The sequence below is a fragment of the Rhodococcus sp. 3258 genome, from assembly GCF_031456475.1.
GTDB lineage: Bacteria > Actinomycetota > Actinomycetes > Mycobacteriales > Mycobacteriaceae > Rhodococcoides > Rhodococcoides fascians.
In genome coordinates, this window is the sequence record NZ_JAVDUT010000006.1 from 145,422 (window position 1) to 171,777 (window position 26,356).

The window sequence follows — 26,356 nt, forward strand, 5'->3', positions numbered from 1 at the left end:
GCGGGCATCACATCCGGAAGACACCGAAGTTCGCGGTGCCTTCGATCGGGGCAGAGGCGATGGCCGACAGGCACATTCCCACTACCGTGCGGGTGTCACGGGGATCGATGACGCCGTCGTCGTAGAGGCGTCCGGACAGGAACATCGGCAACGATTCGGCTTCGATCTGATTCTCGATCATCGCGCGCAGTCCGGCATCGGCCTCCGCGTCGAACGCTTGACCGCGAGCTTCTGCGGCGGCGCGTCCGACGATGGAGATGACGCCGGCCAGCTGTGCGCCACCCATGACGGCGGATTTGCTGGACGGCCAGGCGAAGAGGAAGCGAGGATCGAAGGCGCGGCCGCACATGCCGTAATGGCCGGCTCCGTAGGACGCCCCGAGCAGGATCGAGATGTGCGGCACCTTCGAGTTGGAGACGGCGTTGATCATCATCGATCCGTGCTTGATCATGCCGCCTTCCTCGTATTCCTTGCCGACCATGTAGCCGGTGGTGTTGTGCAGGAACAGCAGTGGCGTGTTCGACCGGTTGGCGAGCTGAATGAACTGCGTCGCCTTCTGCGATTCCTCGCTGAACAGCACGCCGCGTGCGTTGGCGAGGATGCCGATCGGGTAGCCGTGCAACTCTGCCCAACCGGTGACGAGCGAGCCGCCGTACATCGGCTTGAACTCGTCGAAGTCGGAACCGTCGACGATGCGGGCGATGACCTCGCGGGGATCGAATGGGATCTTCAGATCGGTGGGGACGATGCCGAGCAGATCCTCGGGATCGGCGAGTGGCTCGATGACCTCGGTGCGTGGCTCGGGCCCCTTCTTCTTCCAGTTCAACCGGGAGACGATGCTGCGTCCGATACGGATGGCGTCCTGCTCGTCGACGGCGAAGTAGTCTGCGAGACCCGACTTTCGAGCGTGCATCTCGGCTCCGCCGAGCGACTCGTCGTCCGAATCCTCACCGGTGGCCATCTTCACCAGGGGCGGTCCGGCCAGGAACACCTTGGATCGTTCCTTGATCATGACGACGTGATCGGACATGCCGGGAACGTAGGCACCGCCCGCAGTCGAGTTGCCGAACACCAGGGCGATGGTCGGAATACCGGCCGCCGAGAGCTGCGTCAGATCGCGGAACATGCGCCCACCGGGGATGAACACCTCTTTCTGCGTGGGCAGGTCGGCACCGCCCGACTCGACGAGAGAGATCACCGGCAGTCGGTTCTGGGTGGCGATGTCGTTGCCGCGGAACCCCTTCTTCAGGGTCCACGGGTTGCTGGACCCGCCGCGGACCGTGGGATCGTTGGCCACGATGAGACATTCGACCCCGCACACGACACCGATACCCATGACGGTGCTGGCACCGACGGGAAAGTCGCTGCCCCACGCCGCAAGTGGGCACAGTTCGAGGAACGCGGAATCCTCGTCGATCAACAATTCGATGCGCTCACGGGCGAGCAGCTTGCCACGCTTCTTGTGTCGATCGACGTACTTCTGACCGCCACCGAGCAACGCCTTGTCGTGTTCGGCGTCGATCTCGGCCAGTTTGGTGTGCATGGCTTCGGTGGCACCGGTGTACTGCTCCGATGCGGTGTCGAGAGTGGACTTCAGCACGCTCATGCCTGGTACCCCAATCGTTTTGCGGCAAGGCCGGTGAGAATCTCGGTGGTTCCGCCGCCGATACCGAGGATGCGCATGTCGCGGTATTGCCGTTCGACCTCGCTCTCGCGCATGTACCCGAGTCCGCCGAAGAGTTGGACGGCTTGATTGGCCACCCACTCCCCGGACTCGACGGCGGTGTTCTTGGCGAAGCAGACCTCGGCGATGAAGTCACCGTCCTCCTGCATGGACCGCTCGACGAGGGAGCGGGTGTACACGCGAGCGATGTCGATCTTGCGCGCCATCTCGGTGACGGTGTTCTGTACGGATTGCCGTGCGATGAGCGGCTTTCCGAAGGTCTCCCGGTCTCGAACCCACTGCAGCGTCAGATCGAGGCACCGCTGCGCGCTGGCGTAGGCCTGAGCGGCGAGAGCGATACGCTCGGTGAGAAATGCCTGCGCGATCTGGACGAAGCCACTGTTCTCGGCACCGACCAGGTTGGCCACCGGAACCCGTGCGTCGACGAAGGAGAGTTCGGCGGTATCGGAGGCGCGCCAGCCCATCTTGTCCAGCTTGCTGGTGACCTCGAAGCCCGGTGTGCCCCTTTCGACGACGAGGAGCGACACTCCGGCTGCACCCTCGCCTCCCGTCCGGACCGCGGTGACGACGAAGTCCGCACGGCACCCCGAGGTGATGTAGGTCTTCGACCCGTTGACGACGTAATGGTCGCCGTCTCTGACCGCCTTGGTCCGCAGATGACCCACGTCGGAGCCGCCACCCGGCTCGGTGATCGCGAGCGAGCCGATCTTCTCCCCCGCCAGCGTCGGCCGTACCCACTTGTCGATTTGCTCAGGATCTCTCGCGGCAACCAAGTGCGGCAACGCAATTCCACAGGTGAACAGAGAAGCGAACAGTCCGCCCGACGCGCCGGCCTGGTGCATCTCCTCACAGATCAGCACCGCGTCCGCGAGATCACCGCCGTCGCCGCCGACGTCCTCGGGAAACCCTGCGCCGAGCAAACCGAGAGCGGCCGCCTTCTTGTGCAGCTCACGCGGAATCTCGCCCTCGGTCTCCCACTGATTCATGTGCGGCGCAATGTCCTGTTCGACGAAACTGCGAACGGTCTTGCGAAGCTGCTGACGCTCCGGGGTAGTCCAGATGCTCATATGAGTGCTGCTTTCTTGTCGGGTCGTTCCGCAGGCTCCACTCCTGTGAACACGAGTGTTTCGGGGATGTCGATGTGCCGCGACCGCAGCCACTCACCGAGTCCCTTGGCCTGTGGATCGAATCTGGCCTGCGATGCAACGCCCTGGCCGAGAATGCCGTCGATGACGAAGTTCACCGCCCGCAGGTTGGGAAGTACATGCCGAGTGACAGTGAGTTTTTCGGCCTCGGGCAACATCTTCTTCAGGGTCTCGACCGTCAATGCGTGGACGAGCCAGGCGAATTCGTCGTCGGTGCGCACCCACACTCCGACGTTGGCGCTCCCACCTTTGTCTCCGCTGCGGGCGGCGGCGATGGTACCGAGTGGTAGTCGGATGGTGTCCTCGGCGGCTCGCGGTGCCGGCAGCTTCGGTTCGACCAGCGATTCCAGGACTCGCGTCTGCGCCGAGGGTGCAATCCTGCGTTCGGTGCCGTCGGCCAGGTGGGCCGTATGCGGTACGTCGTGTGCGTCGACGAAACCTGCGGTGAACACCCCGTACGGGGCTCCGTTTCCGGGCGGTGCGGTGACCGAGAAGCCCGGGTAGCTGGCAAGTGCGAGTTCGACCGCCACAGCCGAGAACTGGCGTCCCACCGCGTCGGGGTTACCGTCGCGGGCGACGCAGCGCAGCAACGCGCTTGCGGTTTCCTCGGTCTCGGCGTCGGGCTTGTCGGTACGCACCAGAGTCCAGTCCAACTCGGTCGGTCGGGCGGGCAACCACGACTCGAACTGCCGTTGCGCCAGTTCGGCTTTGGCCTCGATGTCCAGGCCGGTCAAGACCATCGTGAATTCGTTGCGGAAGCCGCCGAGTGCGTTGAGCGAGACCTTGTAGGTGGGCGGCGGCGCTTCTCCGGTGACCCCGCTGATCGATACTCGGTTACTGGACTCCTGCGCCAGGACCGCCGTGTCGATGCGCGCGGTGACGTCGGGGTTCGCGTATCGGCCCCCGGTGATCTCGTACAGCAGTTGCGCGGTGACGGTACCGACGCTGACGGCACCGCCGGTGCCCTCGTGCTTGGTGATGACGGAGGATCCGTCGGCTTCGATCTCGGCGATGGGGAACCCGGGACGGGACATGTCGGCGATCTCGGTGAAGAACGAGTAGTTACCGCCGGTCGCTTGAGTACCGCACTCGATGACGTGGCCCGCGATGACCGCGCCGGCCAATGCGTCGTAATCGGTTGTCGACCAGCCGAAGTGAGCGGCAGCCGGGCCGACGATGACACTGGCGTCGGTGACGCGACCGGTCACGACGACGTCGGCACCGGAGTTCAGGCATTCCACGATTCCCCACGCACCGAGGTAGGCGTTTGCCGTCAGCGGGCTGCCGAGGCCGAGTTCGCCTGCCCTGCCGAGGAGGTCGTCGCCGTCCACGTAGCCGATCTTCGCGCCGGAATCCAGCTTCTCCAACGCCTCGACCAGTCCACGCGGATTCAGTCCGCCGGCATTGGCGACGATCTTCACGCCCTTGTCGAGTGCCAGTCCGAGACAGTCCTCGGCCTGCCGCAGAAAGGTTTTGGCGTAGCCACGGGTCGCGTCCTTCATTCGGTCGCGTCCGAGGATGAGCATGGTCAGCTCGGCGAGGTAGTCACCGGTGAGGTAATCGAGGTCTCCTCCTTCGAGCATCTCCCGCATCGCGGACAGTCGATCTCCGTAGAAACCGGAGCAGTTGCCTATACGTACGGTCATGCTTTCTCGCGTCCTGCCTTGTCTCGTCCCTGTCCGGGAGGGCCTGCGAAGGCTTGGGCGATGGTGAGCCAGTGTGCGGCATCGGCCCCGTCGGCTCGAACGTCCAGGTCGTCGCGGTGTGCGCGCTGAGTGACGAGAAGGCAGAAGTCGAGTGCAGATCCGGTGACACGCTGTTCTGCGTCGTCGGGGCCCCACGTCCACACTGCGCCCGAGGGTGCGGTGAGCTCGATTCCGAACGGTTCCGTCGGCGGAGTCTGCTCGTTGACGGCGTAAGCGAAATCCCGTGTCCGGACGCCGATGTGTGCGACTCCGCGGATTCGGTCGGTCGGCACGCGGGTGACGCCCAGCGCGTCGGCGACGTCCTGTCCGTGGGCCCACGTCTCCATGAGACGGGCGGTGGCCATGGACGCGGCACTCATGGGCGGCCCGAACCACTGGATCTTGACGCCCGACGGGACCTGCTTCAGCGCGTCCGTCATGGCGTGGCGGCGGGTTCGCCAGGCGCTCAACAGTTCCGGGTTGCTCGCTTCCTCCTCGGCGGCGTCGTCGACGAACCCGGTGGGGTTCTCCCAGGCCTTTTTCAGCGTGCGGGCGAACTCCTCCTCGGCCGCGGCATCACCGGACGCTGCGGATGTGGTTCGCTCCGCGACGTGATCCGTCCACGACAGGTGCGCGATCTGATGTGCGATCGTCCAGCCCGCCGCCGGAGTAGGTGCCGCCCAGCGTTCGGGTGCCAGCTCGGCCACCAGCGCGTCGAGGTCGTTACCCTCGGCACGGAGATCGCCGACGAGTGAGTCGAGGTCTGCCATGGGACCAGCTTCACAAAGGCACGAGAAAAAAGCAAGCACGCTTGCTTGTTAATTCGTAACCTTACGTTCGCTTACCGTCTCTACGGTCAAAAACGTGAAAACGTCGAGACTTGTGGCCGTCGCCGTTACCCTCGCCGTCATGGCTGTCGGCTGCTCCACCACGGACCCGTCTGCTGCAGACCCGACCCCCGACGAACCGTCGAGCATCCGGGTGGCGACGTTCAACGCCAGTCTCAATCGGTCCGCGGCCGGACAGTTGGTCACCGACCTGAGCGCAGAGAACGCCCAGGCTCGCGCAGTGGCCGACGTGATCTCCGCGAACTCTCCGGATGTGTTGCTGGTCAACGAGTTCGACTATTCGGGGTCCGATGGCCCGACCCTCTTCAACGAGAACTACCTCGACGGGCAGTACCCGTTCTTCTTCACTGCTCCGGTGAACACCGGCGTCGACTCGGGACTCGACCTGGACGGGGACGGCGCACTCGGTGGCCCCGGTGACGCCTGGGGATTCGGACAGTTTCCCGGCCAGTACGGCATGGTGGTGTACTCGAAGTTCCCGATCGACACCGGTTCGGTACGCACGTTCCAGAACTTTCTGTGGAAGGACATGCCGGACTCGCTGTTACCGCGCGACTATTACGGAGAGAACGCGGACGCGCTTCGACTGTCCAGCAAGTCTCATTGGGACGTGCCCGTCGACGTGAACGGGAAGACGCTGCACGTGTTGGCCTCGCATCCCACTCCCCCATCCTTCGACGGACCCGAGGACCGTAACGGTAAGCGCAATCACGACGAGATCCGGTTGAGCGCCGATTACATTTCCGGTGCCGACTACCTCTACGACGACAACGGCGTGCGAGGCGGACTCGACGAGGGAGCGTCGTTCGTGATGATGGGCGACCAGAACAGCGATCCGGTCGACGGCGACTCCGTGGCCGGTGCCATCGCACAGGTTCTGGATCTTCCGCGGGTTCGAGATCCGGCACCCACGTCCGATGGACATGGAACGGACACAGCCGATTTCGCTGATCCGACGCCGGGTGACCTTCGGGTGGACTACGTGCTGCCGTCGGACGATCTGACCGTGCGCGACTCGCAGGTGTATTGGCCCGATCAGGCCGAGCACCCGTCGGACCACAGACTGGTGTGGGTAGACCTCGAAATATGATGCGTGAGTGACCGATCTGCCGATTGTCGAGTTCGCCTACCCGGGCCCACTACGGGACACGCTGGTTGCGGCCGTGCTGTCCGGAGCGAAGACCAGCACGGCAAGCCTGTTGGCTCAGTACACCGACGAGGAGCTGCCGAGGGTCGGTGAACGCGGTGCGGTGGTGAATTCGACGGGTGCCGTGGTCGGGGTCATCGAGACCACGGCCGTCGATGTCGTTGCGCTGAGCGATGTTCCGCTGCAGCATGCGCTCGACGAGGGTGAGGGTTACACCGATGTGGCGCAGTGGCGTGCCGGACACGAACGATTCTGGCAGTCCGTCGAAGTCCGCGAGGAGCTGGGCAATCCGAATTTCACGGTCAACGACGACACTCAGGTGGTGCTGGAGCGATTCGAGCTGGCATGAAGGTCTGCCTGTGCCGCTGTCACCACAGCCTGAAGACCGCGGGCCTGTGGACTCCGGTCATCCTTGCTGATGGCGTCGAATTCTGGGTCTCCAATGCCGGCACCACTGCCGTCACCGTGCCTGCAACAACGCAGCTCGCCGATTGCGGCCACCTACCGACCGTCTACCGCAGACCCCAAGGCGCGGAACAGCAGGCAGATTCATCGACCTCGAACTCGAGCCGGGCTAGGAACGTAGAGCGTCAGACCCGATCCGCGTAGACGACGATGTTGTCCTCGTAACTGGCGACATCCGAATCGAATTGGCCACCGCATGTGATCAGACGCAACCCTGGGTGGTCGAGATCGCCGTACACCTTCTGGGTGGGGAAGGCATCTTTCGGATACTGCTCCACAGCGCTGACGACGAACCGGACCGTACTTCCATCCTCGGCAGTGACGGACACATCGTCTCCCTGCTCCAGTTCGCGGAGTCGGTAGAAGACACCCGGGCTACCGGCCCAATCCACGTGGCCGGCAACGATCGACGGTCCCAGCTGACCCGGGATCGGCGATCCGGTGTACCAGCCTGCGGGAAAACCGCCCGGCGGGACCTCCATTTCTCCATCGGGATTCAACCCGAGGTCCATCACATCGGAATCGACACCGATCGCGTCGATCTCGATACGTTCGGGCGGAGATGCGACACCATCGGCCGAACCACCGCTCTGGGCAGGGATCGAATTGGGTTGAGCGACAACGTCAGCCGATGTCGCCGCTGACGTTCGAGTCGGAGCGGGTTCATCGACGGGTGTCGCACACCCCGACACGAGGGCCACCACCATCAGGCAGGCTGCCGCCGCAGCCCGCACTGCAACCCGGCGGCGGGTCACAGTGCGGGAAACTTCTGCAGCAGTATAGATCTCACTGTTCACGTGTTACTCAGCGACGACGACGGCTGAGCGCCAAGGCCGAAACCCCGCCTGCAGCAAGGACCGCAAGCACACTCAGCATCGATGTCATCGACGATGCATTCGGCCGCACGCTGGTGCTGCCATCGCCCGTTTCGACTCCACCGTTGGGAATCTGGGTGATCTGGCCACCGGGGTTGTACGTACCCGGCTGATCAGGGCCGCCCGGCTGATCGGGAGTGCGCGGCTGATCCGGAGTGCGCGGCTGGTCCGGGGTGTTGGGCTGGTCCGGAGTGCGCGGCTGGTCCGGGGTGTTCGGCTGGTCCGGAGTCCGAGGCTGGTCCGGGGTGTTCGGCTGATCGGGAGTGCGCGGCTGGTCCGGAGTGTTCGGCTGATCCGGCGTGTTCGGGTTGTCCGGCACGTTCGGGATACCCGGAATCGGCGGAAGCGTGATGCCGGGGATCGGCGGCAGACCCGGGATCGGGGGTACTTCGATGACGATCGGCGGCGTTCCGCCACCATCACCCGGCGTACCGCCGCCGCCACCCGGGGCGGTCGTCGTTGTCGTAGGTGCCGGTGTCGTTGTCGTAGGCGCCGGCGGTGTGGTCGTCGTGACCGGAGGCGTCGTGGTCGTGACCGGAGGGTTCGTGGTCGTGACCGGCGGTTCGGTGATCCCACACTCTGCGTTGCTGATCGTGTTCGAGTCGAGGGTGACTGCGCCGGTCAAAGCCAGGAGTCGTCCCCGCACATCGGCATCCGTCGTCGCGGTGATCGACGCCTGCGCCATGACCGTGCCGACGAAATCGGTGCCGGTGCCGAGAGTGGCCGAGCTTCCCACCTGCCAGAACACGTTGCACGGACTGGCCCCGTTGATCAGCGACACACTGCTGTTCGACCCCGTGATGAGAGTGGATCCGGCTTGGAAGATGAAGACCGCAGCGGAATTGCCTTGCGCATCGAGCGTCAGAGGCAGAGATCCGGTCAGTCCGAGCGTGTCGCCCTTGTACAGACCGGCATACCGTGTGGTGCCCCCGAGCTCGACTGGAACCAGTTCGGGACCAGACCTGTTGGCAGCGTTGGTATATGCAACCTGCAGAGCAGCTTTCGCATTCAAGGCCCGTTCGTTCTTGTCATCGATCACGCCGTTGGTAATTTGGCCTTGCAGCAGGCCGCTGACGCTCGAAGGGTTCCCGTCCCCTGGGCTCACACCCACGGAGCCGTTGATCACAGATCCACCCGCATCGGTCACGGTGGAGCCGGCAAGAATTGCGTACGGATCTGCGGCACCGAGACCGACGGTGGGGACGACGACAGCTGGTGATTGAGCGTCGGCCGAAGAGGCGTTGACCAGCATGAGCGCGCTGGTGGCCAGTGCGACGGTACCGACGAGGGGAATCAACGCCGAGCCCTTGCGTCTGGATGTGGACGGCGCAGGACGATGTTGCGGAGAGTACATGGTGTGTACCGATCTGCTCGAGGAGGTGCGTGCGAGGCTTGTTGCCGCACAACGCGTTATGAATATCGATTCCCCCGACGAGATTCGACAGAATTTAAGATGTCACGCGACGGTCGACGATGGTCACTGGAATTCACCAGGGGCGTCGAGGTCTCGCGGAATCCGTAGATCGGTGGCGTCGCCGGCTGGCTGTTCAACTGCGCGACATGAGTAGAGGGGGCGCGGAGGCTCGTGGCCCACTCCGCAACAGCGAGTTTCCCCGTATCTCTACGGTGTAGAACTACAGCACACCATGTGTAAGGTCTGGGGTCAAGCGAAAAGCGTTGGTGAACAATAAGATTGTTTGTCGACCGAAAGCCGATCGGCGTGCCGCTTACTCGAATACCGACATCGGCGGAGCAATGTGATGACCCCCTCGGATCGCAGTAGCCACAACTCTAGGGACAGAATCGACCACGAATTCGTCGTGTCGGCCGCCCTCGCCATCATCGACGACACCGGACTCGACAGCCTGACCATCCGCAGCCTGGCTGTCTCGATCGATCGCGACCCCATGACCGTGTACCGGTACGTCGCCACCAAGGAAGCACTACTCGACGCCGTTGCCGATTCGATTCTCGGAGACCTCGTGTCGGTGGACGGATCGGACACCGATTGGCGACGTCAGCTGACGATCTTCGGCCGGCACTATCGCGAACTCGCCTTGGCACACCCGCGCGCGGCCGTTTTGCTGGCGACTCGGCCCCGGTCCACTCCGCTGGGCCTGGGCACCACCAGGTCCCTGATGTCACTCGAAGGCATATTGAGCCTGTTTGCCACCGCGGGATTTACTGTCCCCGAGGCGCTCTCGGCCTACCGGTTGCTGATGTCGATGCTCCGCGGTCACGTGCTCAGTGAAACGCAGGAGACGACGGACAACCCGGACGAGACCGTCGACAGACTCAGCCTCGCGTTGCGCAGACTCCCGATCGAGGACTTCCCGATCATGTCCGTACTGCCGCCACTCATCACCGCATACGACGGTGCCCGCGAGCTCGATCGCGGATTGAAGGCCCTGTTCGACGGCCTGCGTCACACACCGTGACCACGGATCAGGCTCGGCGAATGGGCGCGAACGTCTGCACTGCATCCCGGGTGAAAAAGTCCAGCAATATCGCATTGGACAACGCGGGCTTCTCGACCAACACACCATGCGAGGTACCCGGGACAATTGCCAGCTCGGCGACCGGCATACTGCGGTAGAACTCGGCAGCATGCTCGATGCTCACCTCGTCGTCGTCACCGATCATCACCAGAGTGCGCACCGACAACGCGGCGAGATCGCTCGCAGTCAGTGCGGGATCTGCACTGTGCATATCGTCGAGCCGGCGTACGAAATCGCTACGGTCGGCGTCGCCGAGTCCGGACAGCCCGCCGCCCCAACCGTCGCGATGAAAGACACTCGCGACGCAGGCGAGACGATCCACCAGATCCGGGCGTTGCAGTGCGACCAGTAGCGCTACGACACCGCCGTCGCTGCACCCGGCCAACCGCGTCCGTCGCCCGACGACCTGCTCGATGAACGCAATGGTGTCGTCGACCATGTCCGAGAACGTCAACTCGGAGGAGAGACCAGGCCCGGAAACATCCGGGGTGCGGCCATGCCCTCGAAGTTCGGGGGTGAATACCCGAAACGCCGAGGACAACCCGGCGACGGTGACATCCAGCGCTCGCGCATCAGCGCCCCCAGGATGGAGAAGGACCAGCGGTTCCCCGTCGCCCACCTCGGCGTACCAGGTGTCCACCGAGCCGAGCCGAACCCAGTTCTCCGAATTCACGCCATCAATGTAGACCCGTGCCCACGTCGTTCGCTCGCTCTTCGTCGCGCTCCTGCTGAGCTGCCGCCAGACCCGACATCGTGCGCAGCGGCACCTCCTTGAGGAACAGCACCAGGACGAATCCGATGAGCATCAGGATCGACACGGCCAGGAACACGTAGTCCATCGCGTCGGAGAAGCCGATGCGGAACGGCTCGGCGAGCGCGGGATCGAGCTTCTGGATGAACGAACTGTCCTGCAAGGCACTACCGGCAACGGATGCATCACCCGAGGCGATGGCCTTCGCGAACCCGGACTCCAACGGATCGGCACTGGTGGCCGCGCTCTGTACGGCCTGCTGGAACGCGGGCGTCGAACCGGCGGCGACCAACGCATCGCCGGTCTTGGGCGTCAGCTGAGTGAACAGCATCGACAGGAACACCGCCACGCCGACCGTCGCACCGATCTGACGGAAGAACGTTGCCGCCGAGGTGGAGACACCCATATCCTTGGGCGGCATCGCATTCTGGATGGCCAACGTGAGCGGCTGCATCATCGAACCGAGACCGAGACCGAACACACCCATCACGACCATCGTCTGCCACAACGGAGTGTCGGCGTGCACGTAGTGGAACGTGAACATGGCGATCGCCATCAGCGCAGTGCCGACGATCGGAAAGATCTTGTACCGCCCCGTCTTCGAGATGATCGAACCCGACACGATGGACGCGATCATCAGTGCGCCGACGAGCGGCAAGGTCTGATAACCGGCGAGAGTCGGCGAGGAACCCTTGACCACCTGCAGGTACTGCGGCAGCAACGAGATACCGCCGAACATGGCTGCGCCTGCGATGACACTGACGGCAATACACAACGAGAACAACGGGTTTCGGAAGAACCGCATGGGGATCAGGGCGTCGTCGCCCATCTTGATCTCGGCGAGAACGAACGCGATGACGCCCACGATGCCGATCCCGAAGCACAGCAGTGCCCGCGGCGAACTCCATCCCCAGACGCGGCCCTGCTCGGCGATGATCAGCAGCGGCACGAGCCCGACGCTGAGAAGCACTGCGCCCCACCAGTCGACGCGGGCCTCGCGGCGGTAGACCGGCAGGTTCAGCACCCGCCAGACGACGACGAGCGCGATGATGCCGAGCGGAACGTTGATGTAGAAGACCCAGCGCCAGCCGGTGATGCCGAGAATGGACGACTGTCCGGCCAGCAGACCGCCGATGACCGGCCCGAGCACACTGGACGTACCGAACACCGCCAGGAAGTAGCCCTGATACTTGGCGCGCTCACGCGGGGGCACGATGTCGCCGATGATCGCCAACGCCATCGACATCAAGCCACCTGCACCCAACCCCTGGACGGCCCGGAAAGCTGCGAGCTCGTACATCGATGTCGCGATGCCGCACAGCATGGACCCGACGACGAAGATCGAGATGGCCGTCATGAAGAACGGCTTGCGCCCGTAGAGATCGGAGAGTTTGCCGTACAACGGAGTCGAGACAGTGGACGTGATCAAATATGCCGTTGTCACCCAGGCGAGAACGGAGAACCCGTTCAGGTCGTCGGCGATGGTACGTACCGACGTGGACACGATCGTCTGGTCGAGAGCCGCCAGGAACATACCCATCATCAGACCCGACAGAATCGTCATGATCTCGCGGTGCGAGTACTCGCCACTCACCGCACTCGCTTCACGCTCGGCGGTCGCTTCAGGCTCGCTTACCATCTCTTTGTTTCACCTTTACGTAACGTTTGCTTGTGTCCTACAACGATATTCGGACCACCAGCATGCTCGTACAAAGCCGACTAAGCAAAGGTTTATTTGCGGCGCATCCGGTCTCGGACCTCGCGCATCGTGTGCGGGTGGATGCCGTCGGCCGCGAGCACCTTGCGCGTCTTGCGCCGCGTCGCCAGCACCCCGATGATCGCGATGATCCACACGGGAAACTGCACCAGCATCGCGACCCGGAAACTGTCGAAGTCGTAACCACCCATCGCGTCGAGAATCCACCCGATCGCCGCGATGACCAACAGCGATGCCAGGAAGCCGCCGATGTTGACCATCCCCTGAGCCGTCCCCAGATTGGCACTCGGATTGAACGTGCGGGCGAGGTCGAATCCGATCACCGACCCGGGCCCACCCACGGAAATCACCACGACGAGAAGAACGAGCAGCCACAGCGGCGCAGGTCCGGGCAGCGACAGCACGATGGCCCACATCGTGGCGTTGCTGACCATGATCGCCAGCACCAGCCAGGACCGACGCATCGGGTAGCGCCCGGTGAGCAAACCGAGCACGATGCCCGACGCCACCGCCGACAGCACCGACAACGTCAGCAGCGCTCCGGCCGTCGACGCCGACAATCCCTGAGCGGTGGTCATGTACGGCACACCCCACAACAGGGCAAACGTGGTGATCGAGAACTGGGTCCCCATGTGCGAGAAGAATCCGAGCCGGGTCCCCGGTCGTCGCCACACCTCGCCGATGGAGTCCAGCGTCTGCCGCAACGACGTCGGCTCCGGTTCCGGAGCAGTGTTGTCGTCGGGACGATCTCGAATCAGAGCGAGTGAGAGGACGAGTGCGAGCAAACCCAGTGCCGCCGCGCTACCGAAAGCGAACGTCCACCCCGGCCCGTTCAACAGAATCAGAAACGGCACGGCCGAGAGCACCTGCCCGAGCTGACCCAGCAGGCCGGTCAACTGGGACACGATCGGCACCCGCCGCGGCGAGAACCAACGCGGCACCAGACGCAGGACCGAGATGAACGTCAGCGCGTCGCCGATGCCCACGAATGCACGTGCCGCCACCGCGACCGGCAGCGATTCGGTGAGCGCCAACGTGATCTGCGCCGACGCCATGACCAGCGCACCGGCAGCAATCATCTTGCGCGAACCGATCCGATCCAGCAGCACTCCGGCCGGAATCTGCATCGCCGCGTACACGACCACCTGCAGCACCACGAACGAGGACAACAGAGACGGGGAAATCGAGAACCGGTCCGCAGCGCTCAGCCCGGCGACCCCGAAGGCCGTCCGATGCAGCACCCCGATGACATAAGCGAAGACACCGATGCCCCACACCACCCAGACTGTCTTGCCAGTACTCACCGTCTTCCCAATGCTCACGGGGCAATTGTGTCAACCACGCTGTGGAATGATCGGACCCGGTAGTTCGTAGAGCAGGAAAGCGAGTGACGTCATGGCCAAGCAAGTGCTGGTGCTCAACGGTCCGAACCTGAACATGCTCGGCACCCGTCAGCCCGAGGTGTACGGCAGCGCCACCCTCGCCGACGTCGTCGCCCTGTGCGAGAAGACCGCCGCCACACACGGACTCGACGTGAAAGCAGAGCAGTCCAACCACGAGGGACAGTTGATCGATTGGATCCACGAGGCACGCGGGGTGGCGTCGGGCATCGTCATCAACCCCGGCGGACTGACCCACACGTCGGTGGCGCTGCGTGACGCACTCGTCATCCCCGAGGTCCCGATCATCGAGGTGCACATCTCCAACGTGCACGCCCGCGAGGAGTTCCGGCACCACTCCTACGTCTCTCCGATCGCCAGCGGAGTCATCGCCGGACTCGGCATCGATGGATACCGATTCGCAATCGAAAGACTCGCTGCTCTTATTTGATACTGCTCTTATCTGATACTGCACTTGTTCGACCTTGCTCTCATCTGACACTCAGGTTGTCCTGCATAAACTGGTCGCCGTGAACACCAGCAACAAGGCATCGAGAGACGGCAGAGCGTCCAAGGACATCCGGGCAATGCAGAACGGCGACAAGAATCGTCGAACGTTGATCCAGATCGTCGTCGCGGTAGTTCTCATCGCACTCGTTGCAGCCATTGCTCTGTTCATCGTCAACAAGGATTCGACGTCGGGTGAGGCATCTCCCGACGCGAGTTCCACATCGGGCCCGCAGCTGACGCCCACGTCGCTCACCGCGAACGGTGCCATTCGTTTCGGCAACCCCGATGCCACCACTGTCGTCAGCGTCGTCGAGGACTTCCAGTGCCCGGCCTGCAAGGCATTCGAGTCGGTCAGCGGATCGACTCTGCAGCAGCTGGCCGACGCAGGCAACGTCGCCGTCGATTACCGTCCCATCTCCATTCTCGATCGCTTCTCGAACGGCACGATGTACTCCACCCGTGCTGCGAGTGCGTCGATCTGCGTCGCCGAGAACGATCGGGACAGTTGGATGAACTGGCACAACTCGATGTTCGCCGAGCAGCCCGCCGAGAACGGCAACGGTCTGCCCGACGACAAGCTCGTCGAGATCGCCGCCGCAGCCGGTGCCGACTCCCCCGCCACCGCGTCGTGCATCACCGACGGCAGTTACACGGACTGGGTCACCACCCAGACGCAGACCGTCATCGGCGAGGGCATCAACGGAACGCCGAGCGTCCGCGTCAACGGCACCGACGTCGCCACCCCGACACCCGAGAACATCCTCGCTGCCGCCGCGGCAGCCGGAAACTGAGCAGCAACCGGTAACCGACCATGAGAACTCGCGCCGGCGCTGCAGTCTTCACACTCTTCACCGCACTGGGGCTCCTCGCCGCACTGACCCTGACGATCGAACGATTCAAGCTCCTCGAAGACGCGTCCTACGTTCCGTCGTGCAGCCTGAATCCGGTGCTCTCGTGCGGGTCGGTGATGGTCACGAAGCAAGCTGCGCTGTTCGGATTCCCCAATCCGATCCTCGGAATCGTGGCGTTCTCCGTCGCTCTCGTCGCCGGTATCCTGTGGCTCGGCCGCGTCGAACTCCCGCACTGGTTCTGGCTCGGACTCAGTGCCGGGCTGCTGCTCGGCGAAGTGTTCGTGCACTGGCTGATCTTCGAGAGTCTCTACGAGATCGGTGCCCTGTGCCCGTACTGCATGGTGGTGTGGGCGGTGACGATGCCACTGTTCGTACTGGCGCTGAGCCGGCTGATCAGTACCGGCTCCAGTAATCCGGACGAACGCCCGGGCACAGTCGGCCGTCTTTTCCTCGAATGGCGGTGGACGCTGCTCGCCGTGTGGTACGCAATCGTCGTCGCGCTCATCGGAATCCGGTTCTCGGACTACTGGGCCTCGTTGCTCTGACAGTTTCGCAAAACTCATGAGTCGATCGGCTGCACCGTGCATGATGGTTGCAGCACCCGGGTGAGTCTGATCACAGCTCCTGGCTCGGGGAAGAACGATCGAGTAACAGGAGTCGAAGCATGGCAGGCGATCCCTTCGCAGTCATCGTTGCCGTCATCGTGTCTGCCGCAGGCGCAGTCGCCGGAACGGACGCCCCAGCTCCACTGCAGAATCAGGCGGTGAAGGATCAGGCAGCCGCGGTCGCTGCCGCTGCCGAGGACCAGGGCAAAACGATGTCCGACCAATGGGCAGACCTGATGGGCACCATGCCCGAACCCGCCGCTGACGTCGCAGACCGGACCCTGAACGACGCCGCCGAGGGACTGCACACCGCCGTCGAACCGATGCTTCCGGACATGCCCACGGTTGCCGAGATCGAGACGCCGGAAGCGCCCACAGCAGTGACGCCCACAGCAGCCTCGCCCGCAGTGGGAATGGCTGCGGGTCTCACACCGGCGGCGATCACGCCGAGCGCCCCGCTACCCTTCAGTGTTTTTTCGTCGAATGCGGCATCCAGCGCCGTCGCCGGGCTCGCCACCGGCGCTCTGCAATTCGCCGGCCGCACGTACACCGCCGCCGACATCGCGACCCAGACGGCGTTCATGGCGTCGGCCGAAGCCATTCGGCGAGCACTCTTTCCCGGTCTACCCATCACGTTCACCGGCATCAATGTCGGTCCTATCGGTTTGGGTGCAGTGGGAGCGATCACCGCGTTCGTTCCGTGGTTGCAGAAGGCGGGCAACATCTGCGGCGGCGTCAAGGCCACAACGATCGCCGCGCTCTATGCCGCAGAGAACGGATTTCGATACGGTCCGACAGCTCCGGTATCGAGCACCGGTGCACAGGGACCCGGCCAGTTCATGCCGGGAACCTGGGCAACCTACGGCAAGGACTACGACGGCAACGGCGTGGTCGACGTCAACAGCATCGGCGACTCGGTCATGGCGTCGGGAACGATGCTGTGCGACATCTACGGACAGGTCGACGGCTGGAAGCGCGACGGCAAGGTCTCGGGCGACACGACGGACCTGACCCTCGCCGGATACAACGCCGGAGCGGGCGCAGTGTTGCGCTCGGGCGGAATGCCTTCGGGGTCGGTCGATTACGAGACTCAGACCAAGCCCTACGTAGCGCGCATCCGGGCCACCGAGGCCCAGTTCGCGGCCATCCTCACTCCGTTCGCCGGGCTCGATCTCACCGGAATGGGCGGGCGGGCAGTGCAATTGGCGATGGATTACCTGGGCCTGCCGTACGTGTGGGGCGGCGGAAACATCAACGGACCGTCCGGCGGCGGATTCGACTGCTCGGGCCTGACGTCCTACGCACTGTTCAAGGCCTCGGGCGGAAAGGTCACCCTGCCGCGTACGTCGGAGACGCAGTGGAACGTGGGCACCGAGGTGCCGATGGAGCTCGCCCAGCCGGGCGATCTACTGTTCGGCAACTGGGGCGCGGCGGGCCCGGGACACGTGGCGATCTACATGGGCAACGGGCAAATGGTGCATGCGCCCACCACCGGTGACGTGGTGCGGGTGGCACCGGTGTTCGACGGGATGCGAGCTCGCCACATCCTCTGACGGGTATCACGTGGGTCCACCCGCGTACAGTGCGGACGTGACCAATGCACGCGTGGAACCGGCCGGCTTCGACGACGAACTGGCACCCGAGCCGCCGCCCGGTGAAGGCTTCGAGACGAGCTGGCCAGTACGTACCGGCGACATCGACCCCAACAACCGACTGCGGTTCGACGGTGTCGCGCGCTACCTCCAGGACATCGGCACCGACAATCTCGACGCCACCCCTCTGGGTAAGACCGACCCGATGTGGATCGTGCGACGCACCGTCATCGACGTCTTCGAGCCCATCCACTTTCCCGACCGCGTGCACCTGCGGCGCTGGTGTTCCTCGATGTCGACGCGGTGGTCCAACATGCGGGTGGCGGTGACGACCCCCAAGGGTGGTCGCATCGAAACCGAGGGCTTCTGGATCAACATCAGCAAGGACACCGGCATGCCGACGCGCATCAGCGACGGGGCACTGGAGATGCTGGCCAAGACCACCGATCAGCACCGCTTGCGCTGGAAGGCGTGGCTGACCGAACCGGTACCGTCGCAGTCCCAGAGCGACATCGAATTCCCTTTGCGCGCAACCGATATCGATCCTTTCAACCACCTCAACAACGCGGCGTACTGGCACGCTGTCGAAGAACTGCTGGTGGACTTGCCGCACCTGGCCGCAGCGCCCCACCGCGCCGTCATCGAATACCTCACGCCCGTACTGGCGAACGAACGCGTGACGCTACGTCACCGCTACGAGGGCGGAGCGCTGACCGTCTGGTTCGTCGTCACCGGAGCCTCGGGCGAACCGACGGTCCGGACCGTCGCCAAGGTTGCACCCAAGGCCTGACGATCGAGCTTGCCGCGCGGGGTGCGCGGCAAACCGTCGACGATCGCGATGACGACGGGAAGACTCGGGTCGGGTAGCAACGAACGCAGGTGGCGCCGTATCTGCGCCACCGTCGGTGAATCATTCTGTGCTACAACCACTCCGGCGACCGGTATCTCCCCTGCTCGGTCATCGGGCAGGCCCAGAACTCCGGCATCGAGAACACCGGGGACCGACAACAGCGCCGCCTCGATCGGGGGCAACTCGACCGTGAGGCCGGCTCGAACGATCGTCTCGCTGCCGCGGCCGAGCAAGGTCAACCGGCCCTGGTCGACGCTGCCGCGATCACCGACCGTCATCCACCCGTCGACCGGTCCGTCCGTCAGGGTGGTGTGCTCACCCACCCGACTCAGATAGCCGTCGAACAGCATGTCGCTGCGCACGTGCAGCAGTTCTCCCCTGGTCTCCACCTCGACGCCGTCGAACAGCGCTCCCTCGATCCCCGCCCCCTCGGACGTTCGACGGTCGTAGGAGACGAAGCTCAATTCCGACGCGCCGTAGAAGTGGGTCATGGTCGCGTTCGGTAGCACCGTGGCAAGTGCCGCCCGACCCGACTGCGGCCATCGCGCCGCAGACGACAGCACCTCGCGGACGCTGGGGTACTGCACGTGCGACCGCGCGATGTCCCAGGCGATAGTCGGTACCGAATATAGATGTGTCGGAGCATTTTCGAGAGCGGCCGCCGCCGTGCGCAGGTCCACCGTCGCGCCGCGAGTAAGCCCGTGCAACGCACCGTAGAGAAAGTGCGTGTGATCGAGAGTTCCCGATGCAGACACTCTGTCGCCCGGACCGAGATCGAACAGAGAATCGGAACGGTCGAGCGTGGCCGCCCAGGACGCCTGATCACGAACGAACAATTTCGGTGGGCCGGTGGTTCCGGAGGTGATGCCCACGAGCAGTTCGGCGCTGCGTGCCGGCGGATCGACGCGCGCAACACGGTCGCCGGCGAGCTGCTCGGGTGCCAGCACCACGTCGGCACCCCACCTGTGCAATCGTGCGTGCTGACGCGGATGCGCCACGATGAGCGACGGTGCAGTGACCGACATCGCGTCGACGAATTCGCCGGGTAGCAGATGCCGATGCAGCAGAACGACACTCACGCCGGCATGCATCGCGGCCGCGACGACGACCAGCGAGTCGATGTCCGACGTCGGCAAGACCGCGATTCGATGCATCCCGGCGATCGAAGCGGCCGCACGTTCCACCCGACGCCACAGATCCCGGTACGTGATCCGACCGGTCGCGTCGACGATCGCGATGTCTGCCCGATCGCAGTGCTGCGCTATCCGCGCGGTGAGAAGATCACTCGTCATCTGCACCGTCGTCATCCACACCGTCGTCGTCCACACCGTCGTCGTCAACACCGCGCGCAACGAGGGCATCGCCCATCGCATCGGCAGTACGGAGCGCACGCACCAACACCGGTGTGGCCAGGGCCGTCATCGACCACTGCAGGCCGCGGGCCTTTCGGGCCTGCGACACTTCCTGCACGATCGACGCCAACAACGGTATGCAGCGAATGGCAAGGGCGAGAAGCAAACCGATTCGATCCGGGTCGACGCCGAAGCGGCGGACGGGACCGAGGGCTCGGGTGACGGTATCGAGCATGTCGGTGACCCGGGTGGTCAGCGTGACCAACGCGGCCAACGCGACGGAGACGATCAGCACTCCGCAGACCACCACTGCGCGTTGCCAGGTGGTGATGATCACCTGGAACACGCCAATGATCAGCAGCATCCACAGCACCGGACGTAGTTGCGCCAGAGCTACTTTCGCAGGGATGCGGGCGACCGCGAACAGTACTGCGACCATTACGGCAACCACGCCGACCTCGAGCGGTGTGCGTGCGAGAATCACCGTCGCCAGAATGGCAACGATCAGCGCCAGCAGTTTCGATCCCGGACTCATCCGATGCAGCAACGAATCACCGGGGCGGTAGAGACCGATCATCCGATCAACTCGCGGTAGGCCGGGACCGCGGCAGCCGGGGTGCCGTCGAATGCAATTCGCCCGTCGTCGATGACGATGACGCGCTCGAAGCCGTCCAGCAACGCCAGCTGATGAGTCACGACGATGACCTGCTGGTCCATCGAATTCAGGGCGTCTGCGACGACGCGGCCGTTACGCAGATCGAGCAACGTCGTCGGCTCGTCCGCGACGATCACCTCCGGCCGCCGGATGAGGACGGCCCCGATGGCGAGCAACTGCTTCTGTCCACCGGACAGCAGGTGAGCAGGGTGGTCGCGGTGCCGATCGAGTCGAAACCTGACAAGCATCTCGTCGACACGCTCGGCCACCTCGGTCTTGCTGAGCCCGGACCTCCGTAGCGAGAACGCGAGATCCTCTGCGACGGTGGGCATGACGATCTGAGAGTCGGGATCGGTGAAGACGAAGCCGACCTTCTTGCGGACCTGCGCGCCCTTCTTGGCCGCGTCGATTCCGTCGACCGTGACCCGGCCGGTATCGGGCTTGATCAACCCGTTGATCATGCGGGCCAGCGTGGATTTTCCCGATCCATTGGACCCGATGATGCCGATGCGGCGTTCGTCGAATTCGAGATCGATACCGCGCAACACTTGCCGCTCGCCGAATGCGTGAGAGATGTTCTCGAAGGCGACCGTACTCATGACACTCTCTCCACCAGCATTGCTATTCCCTGCCCGCCGCCGATAGCGCAGGCCGCCAGCCCCAGCGCAGGGCCTCCGGGCTGCAGCATACGAGAGAGCAACCGCACCAACAATATTGCGCCCGACGCTCCCCACGGATGCCCCATTGCGATGGCACCACCGTCCGGGCAGATGCGGTCCTCGTCGATGCCGAGCTCGTCTGCGACGGCAAGCACGACCGACGCGAAGGCCTCGGTGATCTCGACTGTTTCGATGTCGCTCAGCGCCACCCCGGTGCGGGCGAGCAGTTTGTCGATCGCGGGTACCGGTCCGAGCCCGGGAAGGGCAGGATCGGACCCGGCAACAGCGCTGCCGAGAATGCGCAGCGCCGGCATGCCTGCGGCTCGCTCGAGGCTGGTGACCGCCAGAACGGCTGCGCCGTCGGAGATTCCACACGAATTACCGGCGGTCACGGTCCCGTCCGTGCTGAACGTGGGGCGCAACCTGCTCAGGCGCTGCGCCGTCATGTTGGGCCGAATGCGCTCGTCGGTAGCCATGTTGTTCACAGCCACGATTTCCGCGGAGAAGTCGTACGCTGCCGCTCGGGCGAAAGACCGTGCGGCATAGGAATCCTGGCGTTCGCGACCGATCCCACGACGCCGCGCGAGATCATCCGCCGCAGCACCCATGTCCGGGTCGTCGAAACCGTCGGGCGCGAACGGCGCTCGAGTGTAGCGGACCGGCTCCGCGTCGCCGACGGGCGGCCAGAACCGCCACGGGCTGGTACTCGCAGATTCGACTCCCCCAGCCAGAATCATCGTCTCGTCGCCGCTCCGGATGCGCGACGCGGCCTGGGCCAACGCGTCCAACCCGGATCCACACTGGCGATCGACGGTGACCCCGGGGACGGCGAACCCGAGCCCGGCACCCAACGCCGCCACTCGGGCGACGTCACCGCCCGGGCCGAGGCAGTTGCCGAGAATCACGTCGTCGATCCGAACACCGAGCGGATCAATCTCTGCAGCAACAGCTTTCAGAACCGGTAAGGCCAAGTGAGGTGCCGTGACATCGGCGAACCCGTGCCCTGCAATACCGATCGCGGTGCGTTTACCCGCGACAACAACGGGTGTGGGCGTCACGCCAGTGCTCCTCTATCTAGCAGTGCCCGGCGTGCGATTTTTCCGCTGGCGGTGCGGGGCAACTGCTGTACCACCGTCCACCGCCTCGGTAGTGCCTCTTTGGTCATGATCGCTCGGGCATCGGCGCGCACCACGTCCAGATCGCGTGAACCGTCGAGTTCGATGACGGCAGAGACAGTTTCGCCGAGAATGGAGTGCGGGGTCCCGATCGCCGCGGCGGCGAGGACGCCGTCGAGCGAGACCAGAATCCGCTCGACGTCCTCGGCGATCACGGTGGTGCCGCCGACGTTGATCGCCGCATCTCCGCGCCCGTGGACGACGAGTTCCCGGCCACGCACGTCGGCCAGGTCTCCCACGGCGAACCAATCACGTGCACTCGAGGCGGCATAGGGGGACCGCACGAACAGGTATCCGTCGTCGGTGCGTACCTCGACGTCGCGAAGCAGTACCAATGACGGCTGCTCACCCACCACCCTCGCTGCGATCAAGGACAACTCGGCGGCCCCATAATATTCGACCAGTCTCACGCTGTCCGGAACAGACTGAGCTGCAACGGAGTCCAGCATCGTTCCAGCAACGACCGCAATCCGAAGGTGCGGCATCCGCGGAGCGACGTCCCGCAACACAGCGGGGACCGCATGTACCACCGTGGCCCGCGCACGGTCGTCGGTGATACAGGCACCGAGCCACAGCGCGTGCAAGGCCGCGAACAGATGCATCGTGGCGTGCAGGGGTCCGGTGATCGCTACCGAATCGGTGGGACGGATGCCGGTGATGTCGGTGAACTCGGCGAAGCTGTCGACCCACGACGCCGCGGTCCGCGCGAGCGGCTTGGGCCTGCCGGTGGAACCGGAGGTTGCAACAAGCAGGAAGGCGTCGGGATCGGGGTCGCCGCTGCGTTCGGGCCTGGCGGCCGGGTCCTCGACTCGCACCGCGCACCCCTGCCGAGCCGCCGCGACAACACAGACCAACGCGTCCGGCAGATCCAGTGCTGACGCGTCGTGTGATTGGGCGTGTGCCGGGAGGTGAGGCCACTGCTCGACGGCGGCGTCGAGTTCGGCGTAGGTGAGACTGCGACCGCGCCAGACGATGGCGGTGTCCTGGCCTCGACCTCCCAGCGTAAAGGTCACCTCTTGATCAGTCCCGGGTAAGCGCGGTGCACGCTCTTGGCGACGACCGTGGCGACGACGACCTTCGCGATGTCGCCGGGCAGGAACGGTCCGTTGGTGGTGATCGCGGCCCAGAGCCCGACGTCGGTGCGGAGCAGCAATCCGATGGTGCCGAAGATGTAGATGACGAGGATCCCGCCGACGGCGTTGATCAGCAGTCCGAGCACGATCGAGTACTTCGGCAGGATGCGGGCGGTGAGCCAACCGATGATCAGCGCTGCGGGAATCCAGCCGATCAGGTATCCGACGGTGGGGCCGGCCATCGCCGCGAGGCCGGTGCGTCCGCCCGCCAACAGCGGCAGGCCGATCATTGTCAGGGCGAGGAACACGAGTACTGCGGCCGTGCCCTTGCGTGGTCCCAGAACTGCGCCGGCCAGGATGATGCCGAGGGTCTGCAGGGTGATCGGGACTCCGGAGAAGCCCACCGTGATCGATCCCGGCAGTCCGAGCGCGGCGATGAGCGCCGCGAACACCGCGATCTGCGCCATGTCGCGGGCGGAGACGTTCATTCGACCGACCTTACGGCTCGGCGGGCGAGTACTGCTGTCGATACCTGACACGGTGGCTCCTCGAGGAAGGGGCGATCACCTGCCCCAGATACTTGAACGGCGTTCAAGGTAGCAGGTGCGTGGCCCTGACCACCTATCGGGCACCGGCAGCCCCGGCGTCAGAAGGGCGCGGGATCGTATCGACTCCAGTCCTGTCGTATGCGTGCGTGTACAACGCGGCAATGTTCGAGATAGGCCCGCCTCTTCTCGGCGAGCCGCTTCCTCGCCATGTCCGTCGAGGCAGCACGGAAGTCCGCGAGCGTTGGGGCTGCGGACCCGCTGTAGTCGAGTTCCCATCGGGTGGGTTCGGACAGGGACGTCTCCTTCCCTGAAGACCGCTTCGGACGTCGGCTGCGACCCGCGTGCGATCCGATCGAGAAGTCCGGCAACGTGATCGAGCGCAACCCGAGCGAGTTCGACCACAGAATCACCCCTCCGGCCACCATCGCCGCCGACCACGTTTTCGAGGTCTTCGCCTGATGATGGAACACGCACACCGGTTGAAGATTGGTCACGATGGTCCAACCTCCCCGCCGCGGATCGTCTTTGTCGAACGGCACCAGATGATCGATCTGGCACCGCGCCGACGGCACGTCGCAACGGGGGAACGTGCACGTGCGATACGCGGCCCGAACGACAGCAGCGACGCGGGCACTGGGTCGATAGGTCACCGCAGCCTGAGATGGACTGCGCTCCCCGCCGTGGCCGTCGGGAAAGATGCCCCGAGCACGCTCGGGCTTCTCGGCAATCCATGCGAGCCACCGCGCGACCAGCCCATCGCGGACAGACTCCTCCCCTAGCACAGGGACGGCGGGTGAATTCGCGCAGTCACCTGACCCGCGTATCGACGGAAGCTCGCCGGCAGCGCGCACGCGCCCGATGCCCACCACTCGACGTAGCAACAAACCGGTCGACAACCGCAAGCCTGGGTCGTGCCCGCTGTCCGGGTACTTACTGCTGCCCGGGTCTCGACCGCTGCACTCACCGCGCTGCGAGCCTCCAGCGCCGTCCGGGCCTCTTCCGCGACGGTCGTCCTGGTCGCCGGCGCCTGGACCCGCGTCGCCGTCGGAATCGCCGTCGGGACCGGAATCGCCGTCAGGGCCGGACTTGCCATCAGGATTCACGTCGTTCGGGTCACCGTCATCCGGCCCTCTGCCAGACGGTCCTCCACCTTTCGGGTTACCGCCCTCAGGGCCGTCGTCGCCCTCGTCGTCGTCGCCGCACTCACCGCCCTCAGGGCCGTCGCCGCCCTCACCGCCCTCGCCGTCGTCGCCGTCGTCGCCGTCGTCGTCGTCGGAACTGTTTCCGTCGGGTTTGAGCATGTCGACCAACTCGGTCAGCATGGCCTGCCATTTCGCGTCGGTGGCGACGATGCGCGCCACCTCCGGATCGATGGGCGTCCCGTCCGCCAAGGACGCGGGATCCGAGGACAGTCCCAGCAGCGTCTCCACCGCCACCACGATCTGAAGGAGATGCCCGCGCCGAGGAGGGAGATCATCGGTGCCACCCGCAACCGGGCAGTCGTCGCCCAGATCGCACTGACAGGCCAGCGAATGTTCGCCGTGTAGCAACGCCATCAGTCCCGCCGCCCGCAGCATCCCCGTCGACCGCGGATCGTCCTTGCAGACAGTCCCCACAATCTCGACGATGAGCGCATCCGCTTCGGCCGCCTCGAGATGCGTGATTTTCGCGATGAGCGACGAAATACCGCCGGGACCGGTGCGGTCGATCCGCACTCCGACTTCCTCCGACTTCGCGGTCTCGCGAGCCTGCGCAGCGCCGTCCGGATCGGCCCTCATCCACAACCGCCAGATTCGGTTCCGCAAGGCCTGCGGACGCATTCGGCCCCCTGCGGCGCAGACCTCGTATTCGATTGTCGAGATGGTCTCGTCACTGGCGCGATGCAACACCGAGGTGATGGTGACCACCGTCGACCAGTCGAAGCTGCCGGTCACGAAACGCAAGGCCGTCAACGGCATTCGATGTAAACGCTCGGCGACATCGTGCATCACCGACGCATCGCGACGCGTGCCGGTCATCGTCACGGCCAAGTCGCACAAAGCGCCGCGAACGGTCTCGCCAGGGTCCCCACCGTCGGATTCGGCAGCCTCCAACCGCATTTCGAGCACGTCGCAGTACGCCAGGACGGTCCCCGCCCGGGCAAGATTCTCCTGGACACGGCTGAGCGCGATGACATCGAGAAACCCCGCAATACAGTCATCGACCGACGGCGTCTCCACCGCTCCCCACCCCCCGGTATCGAACATGTATTCGATAGTACGAGAGGGGTCCGACAAGAAAATTCGATTCGGT

Annotated in this window: 24 protein-coding genes; 8 read left to right on the forward strand and 16 right to left on the reverse strand. The window is 64.6% G+C overall.

Going from position 1 to position 26,356, the window contains the following annotated elements:
• Window positions 1-7: 7 nt before the first annotated feature.
• From J2X62_RS19310 to J2X62_RS19325, 4 genes are read right to left on the reverse strand one after another with little or no spacing between them, the layout of a single operon-like run.
• Window positions 8-1,606, reverse strand: a complete 1,599-nt coding sequence (locus J2X62_RS19310) for an acyl-CoA carboxylase subunit beta (protein ID WP_027498168.1) — start codon at window positions 1,604-1,606, stop codon at window positions 8-10.
• Window positions 1,603-2,751 (reverse strand): acyl-CoA dehydrogenase family protein, encoded by a 1,149-nt coding sequence (locus tag J2X62_RS19315; RefSeq protein ID WP_032381318.1) that lies wholly within the window; start codon window positions 2,749-2,751, stop codon window positions 1,603-1,605. Before J2X62_RS19315 ends, J2X62_RS19310 begins: the two co-directional genes overlap by 4 nt.
• On the reverse strand, window positions 2,748-4,475 hold the full coding sequence (locus J2X62_RS19320) for an acyclic terpene utilization AtuA family protein (RefSeq protein ID WP_310182647.1): 1,728 nt from the start codon (window positions 4,473-4,475) through the stop codon (window positions 2,748-2,750). The genes J2X62_RS19315 and J2X62_RS19320 overlap by 4 nt, the downstream gene beginning before the upstream one ends.
• On the reverse strand, window positions 4,472-5,284 hold the full coding sequence (locus tag J2X62_RS19325) for a TIGR03084 family metal-binding protein (protein ID WP_032390559.1): 813 nt from the start codon (window positions 5,282-5,284) through the stop codon (window positions 4,472-4,474). Before J2X62_RS19325 ends, J2X62_RS19320 begins: the two co-directional genes overlap by 4 nt.
• Before the next feature lie 94 nt (window positions 5,285-5,378).
• Here J2X62_RS19325 and J2X62_RS19330 point away from each other — a divergent pair, with 94 nt between their 5' ends.
• Together J2X62_RS19330 and J2X62_RS19335 are read left to right on the forward strand one after the other, a co-directional pair.
• Window positions 5,379-6,452, forward strand: coding sequence for an endonuclease/exonuclease/phosphatase family protein (locus J2X62_RS19330; protein ID WP_094715046.1), 1,074 nt, complete (start codon window positions 5,379-5,381; stop codon window positions 6,450-6,452).
• 7 nt (window positions 6,453-6,459) lie between these two features.
• Window positions 6,460-6,858, forward strand: a complete 399-nt coding sequence (locus J2X62_RS19335) for an ASCH domain-containing protein (RefSeq protein WP_032386257.1) — start codon at window positions 6,460-6,462, stop codon at window positions 6,856-6,858.
• A 241-nt stretch (window positions 6,859-7,099) separates the two neighbouring features.
• Here the strand turns inward: J2X62_RS19335 and J2X62_RS19340 are convergent, their stop codons facing one another.
• Window positions 7,100-7,729 carry a class F sortase gene (locus J2X62_RS19340; protein WP_032399456.1) on the reverse strand — a complete coding sequence of 210 codons (630 nt, stop codon included), beginning with the start codon at window positions 7,727-7,729 and terminating at the stop codon, window positions 7,100-7,102.
• Between the two features lie 49 nt (window positions 7,730-7,778).
• Window positions 7,779-9,203, reverse strand: coding sequence for an ice-binding family protein (locus J2X62_RS19345; RefSeq protein ID WP_310182651.1), 1,425 nt, complete (start codon window positions 9,201-9,203; stop codon window positions 7,779-7,781).
• Between the two features lie 466 nt (window positions 9,204-9,669).
• On the opposite strand from J2X62_RS19345, the gene J2X62_RS19350 reads away from it, so the two are divergent.
• Window positions 9,670-10,287, forward strand: a complete 618-nt coding sequence (locus J2X62_RS19350; protein ID WP_230593364.1) for a TetR/AcrR family transcriptional regulator C-terminal domain-containing protein — start codon at window positions 9,670-9,672, stop codon at window positions 10,285-10,287.
• Window positions 10,288-10,294: 7 nt separating this feature from the next.
• Here the strand turns inward: J2X62_RS19350 and J2X62_RS19355 are convergent, their stop codons facing one another.
• The 3 genes from J2X62_RS19355 to J2X62_RS19365 all read right to left on the reverse strand — a co-directional run bounded on the left by J2X62_RS19355 (window position 10,295) and on the right by J2X62_RS19365 (window position 14,137).
• On the reverse strand, window positions 10,295-11,020 hold the full coding sequence (locus J2X62_RS19355; RefSeq protein WP_310182654.1) for an alpha/beta hydrolase: 726 nt from the start codon (window positions 11,018-11,020) through the stop codon (window positions 10,295-10,297).
• A gap of 4 nt (window positions 11,021-11,024) precedes the next feature.
• The gene (locus J2X62_RS19360) at window positions 11,025-12,737 is read right to left on the reverse strand and encodes an MDR family MFS transporter (RefSeq protein ID WP_222061420.1); all 1,713 of its coding nucleotides are present in this window, start codon (window positions 12,735-12,737) and stop codon (window positions 11,025-11,027) included.
• 92 nt (window positions 12,738-12,829) lie between these two features.
• On the reverse strand, window positions 12,830-14,137 hold the full coding sequence (locus J2X62_RS19365; RefSeq protein ID WP_371832747.1) for a nitrate/nitrite transporter: 1,308 nt from the start codon (window positions 14,135-14,137) through the stop codon (window positions 12,830-12,832).
• A gap of 73 nt (window positions 14,138-14,210) precedes the next feature.
• Here J2X62_RS19365 and aroQ point away from each other — a divergent pair, with 73 nt between their 5' ends.
• The 5 genes from aroQ to J2X62_RS19390 all read left to right on the forward strand — a co-directional run bounded on the left by aroQ (window position 14,211) and on the right by J2X62_RS19390 (window position 18,542).
• A complete protein-coding gene (gene aroQ / locus J2X62_RS19370) occupies window positions 14,211-14,645 on the forward strand; it encodes a type II 3-dehydroquinate dehydratase (RefSeq protein ID WP_045840697.1) in 435 nt (144 codons plus the stop codon).
• A gap of 79 nt (window positions 14,646-14,724) precedes the next feature.
• Complete coding sequence (locus J2X62_RS19375; RefSeq protein WP_027498181.1) at window positions 14,725-15,495, forward strand: thioredoxin domain-containing protein; 771 nt, start codon at window positions 14,725-14,727, stop codon at window positions 15,493-15,495.
• 20 nt (window positions 15,496-15,515) lie between these two features.
• Window positions 15,516-16,100 carry a vitamin K epoxide reductase family protein gene (locus J2X62_RS19380; protein ID WP_310182659.1) on the forward strand — a complete coding sequence of 195 codons (585 nt, stop codon included), beginning with the start codon at window positions 15,516-15,518 and terminating at the stop codon, window positions 16,098-16,100.
• A gap of 119 nt (window positions 16,101-16,219) precedes the next feature.
• Window positions 16,220-17,713, forward strand: coding sequence for an NlpC/P60 family protein (locus J2X62_RS19385; RefSeq protein ID WP_310182661.1), 1,494 nt, complete (start codon window positions 16,220-16,222; stop codon window positions 17,711-17,713).
• 37 nt (window positions 17,714-17,750) lie between these two features.
• A complete protein-coding gene (locus tag J2X62_RS19390; RefSeq protein WP_081701724.1) occupies window positions 17,751-18,542 on the forward strand; it encodes an acyl-[acyl-carrier-protein] thioesterase in 792 nt (263 codons plus the stop codon).
• Here J2X62_RS19390 and J2X62_RS19395 read toward each other — a convergent pair.
• From J2X62_RS19395 to J2X62_RS19425, 7 genes are all read right to left on the reverse strand, one after another.
• Window positions 18,446-19,993 (reverse strand): AMP-binding protein, encoded by a 1,548-nt coding sequence (locus J2X62_RS19395; protein WP_310182664.1) that lies wholly within the window; start codon window positions 19,991-19,993, stop codon window positions 18,446-18,448. The genes J2X62_RS19390 and J2X62_RS19395 overlap by 97 nt on opposite strands.
• Window positions 19,884-20,531 carry an energy-coupling factor transporter transmembrane protein EcfT gene (locus J2X62_RS19400; RefSeq protein WP_027498186.1) on the reverse strand — a complete coding sequence of 216 codons (648 nt, stop codon included), beginning with the start codon at window positions 20,529-20,531 and terminating at the stop codon, window positions 19,884-19,886. Before J2X62_RS19400 ends, J2X62_RS19395 begins: the two co-directional genes overlap by 110 nt.
• Entirely contained in the window at window positions 20,528-21,208 is a 681-nt protein-coding gene (locus tag J2X62_RS19405) for an energy-coupling factor ABC transporter ATP-binding protein (RefSeq protein ID WP_027498187.1), read from the reverse strand. The genes J2X62_RS19400 and J2X62_RS19405 overlap by 4 nt, the downstream gene beginning before the upstream one ends.
• Window positions 21,205-22,326: a thiolase family protein gene (locus J2X62_RS19410; protein ID WP_310182668.1), complete on the reverse strand. Its 1,122-nt coding sequence runs from the start codon at window positions 22,324-22,326 to the stop codon at window positions 21,205-21,207. Before J2X62_RS19410 ends, J2X62_RS19405 begins: the two co-directional genes overlap by 4 nt.
• Window positions 22,323-23,456, reverse strand: a complete 1,134-nt coding sequence (locus tag J2X62_RS19415) for an AMP-binding protein (RefSeq protein ID WP_310182670.1) — start codon at window positions 23,454-23,456, stop codon at window positions 22,323-22,325. Before J2X62_RS19415 ends, J2X62_RS19410 begins: the two co-directional genes overlap by 4 nt.
• Window positions 23,453-24,004 (reverse strand): biotin transporter BioY, encoded by a 552-nt coding sequence (locus J2X62_RS19420; RefSeq protein WP_239535631.1) that lies wholly within the window; start codon window positions 24,002-24,004, stop codon window positions 23,453-23,455. The genes J2X62_RS19415 and J2X62_RS19420 overlap by 4 nt, the downstream gene beginning before the upstream one ends.
• 158 nt (window positions 24,005-24,162) lie before the next feature.
• Window positions 24,163-26,310, reverse strand: a complete 2,148-nt coding sequence (locus J2X62_RS19425; protein ID WP_310182672.1) for a DUF222 domain-containing protein — start codon at window positions 26,308-26,310, stop codon at window positions 24,163-24,165.
• Between the last annotated feature and the right edge of the window lie 46 nt (window positions 26,311-26,356).

Bases quoted from the DNA above. Each gene is read 5' to 3' on its own strand.
- J2X62_RS19310 (WP_027498168.1), bottom strand. From the start codon at position 1,606: ATGAGCGTGCTGAAGTCCACTCTCGACACCGCATCGGAGCAGTACACC.
- J2X62_RS19315 (WP_032381318.1), bottom strand. From the start codon at position 2,751: ATGAGCATCTGGACTACCCCGGAGCGTCAGCAGCTTCGCAAGACCGTT.
- J2X62_RS19320 (WP_310182647.1), bottom strand. From the start codon at position 4,475: ATGACCGTACGTATAGGCAACTGCTCCGGTTTCTACGGAGATCGACTG.
- J2X62_RS19325 (WP_032390559.1), bottom strand. From the start codon at position 5,284: ATGGCAGACCTCGACTCACTCGTCGGCGATCTCCGTGCCGAGGGTAAC.
- J2X62_RS19345 (WP_310182651.1), bottom strand. From the start codon at position 9,203: ATGTACTCTCCGCAACATCGTCCTGCGCCGTCCACATCCAGACGCAAG.
- J2X62_RS19360 (WP_222061420.1), bottom strand. From the start codon at position 12,737: ATGGTAAGCGAGCCTGAAGCGACCGCCGAGCGTGAAGCGAGTGCGGTG.
- aroQ (WP_045840697.1), top strand. From the start codon at position 14,211: ATGGCCAAGCAAGTGCTGGTGCTCAACGGTCCGAACCTGAACATGCTC.
- J2X62_RS19380 (WP_310182659.1), top strand. From the start codon at position 15,516: ATGAGAACTCGCGCCGGCGCTGCAGTCTTCACACTCTTCACCGCACTG.
- J2X62_RS19385 (WP_310182661.1), top strand. From the start codon at position 16,220: ATGGCAGGCGATCCCTTCGCAGTCATCGTTGCCGTCATCGTGTCTGCC.
- J2X62_RS19400 (WP_027498186.1), bottom strand. From the start codon at position 20,531: ATGATCGGTCTCTACCGCCCCGGTGATTCGTTGCTGCATCGGATGAGT.
- J2X62_RS19405 (WP_027498187.1), bottom strand. From the start codon at position 21,208: ATGAGTACGGTCGCCTTCGAGAACATCTCTCACGCATTCGGCGAGCGG.
- J2X62_RS19420 (WP_239535631.1), bottom strand. From the start codon at position 24,004: ATGAACGTCTCCGCCCGCGACATGGCGCAGATCGCGGTGTTCGCGGCG.
- J2X62_RS19425 (WP_310182672.1), bottom strand. From the start codon at position 26,310: ATGTTCGATACCGGGGGGTGGGGAGCGGTGGAGACGCCGTCGGTCGAT.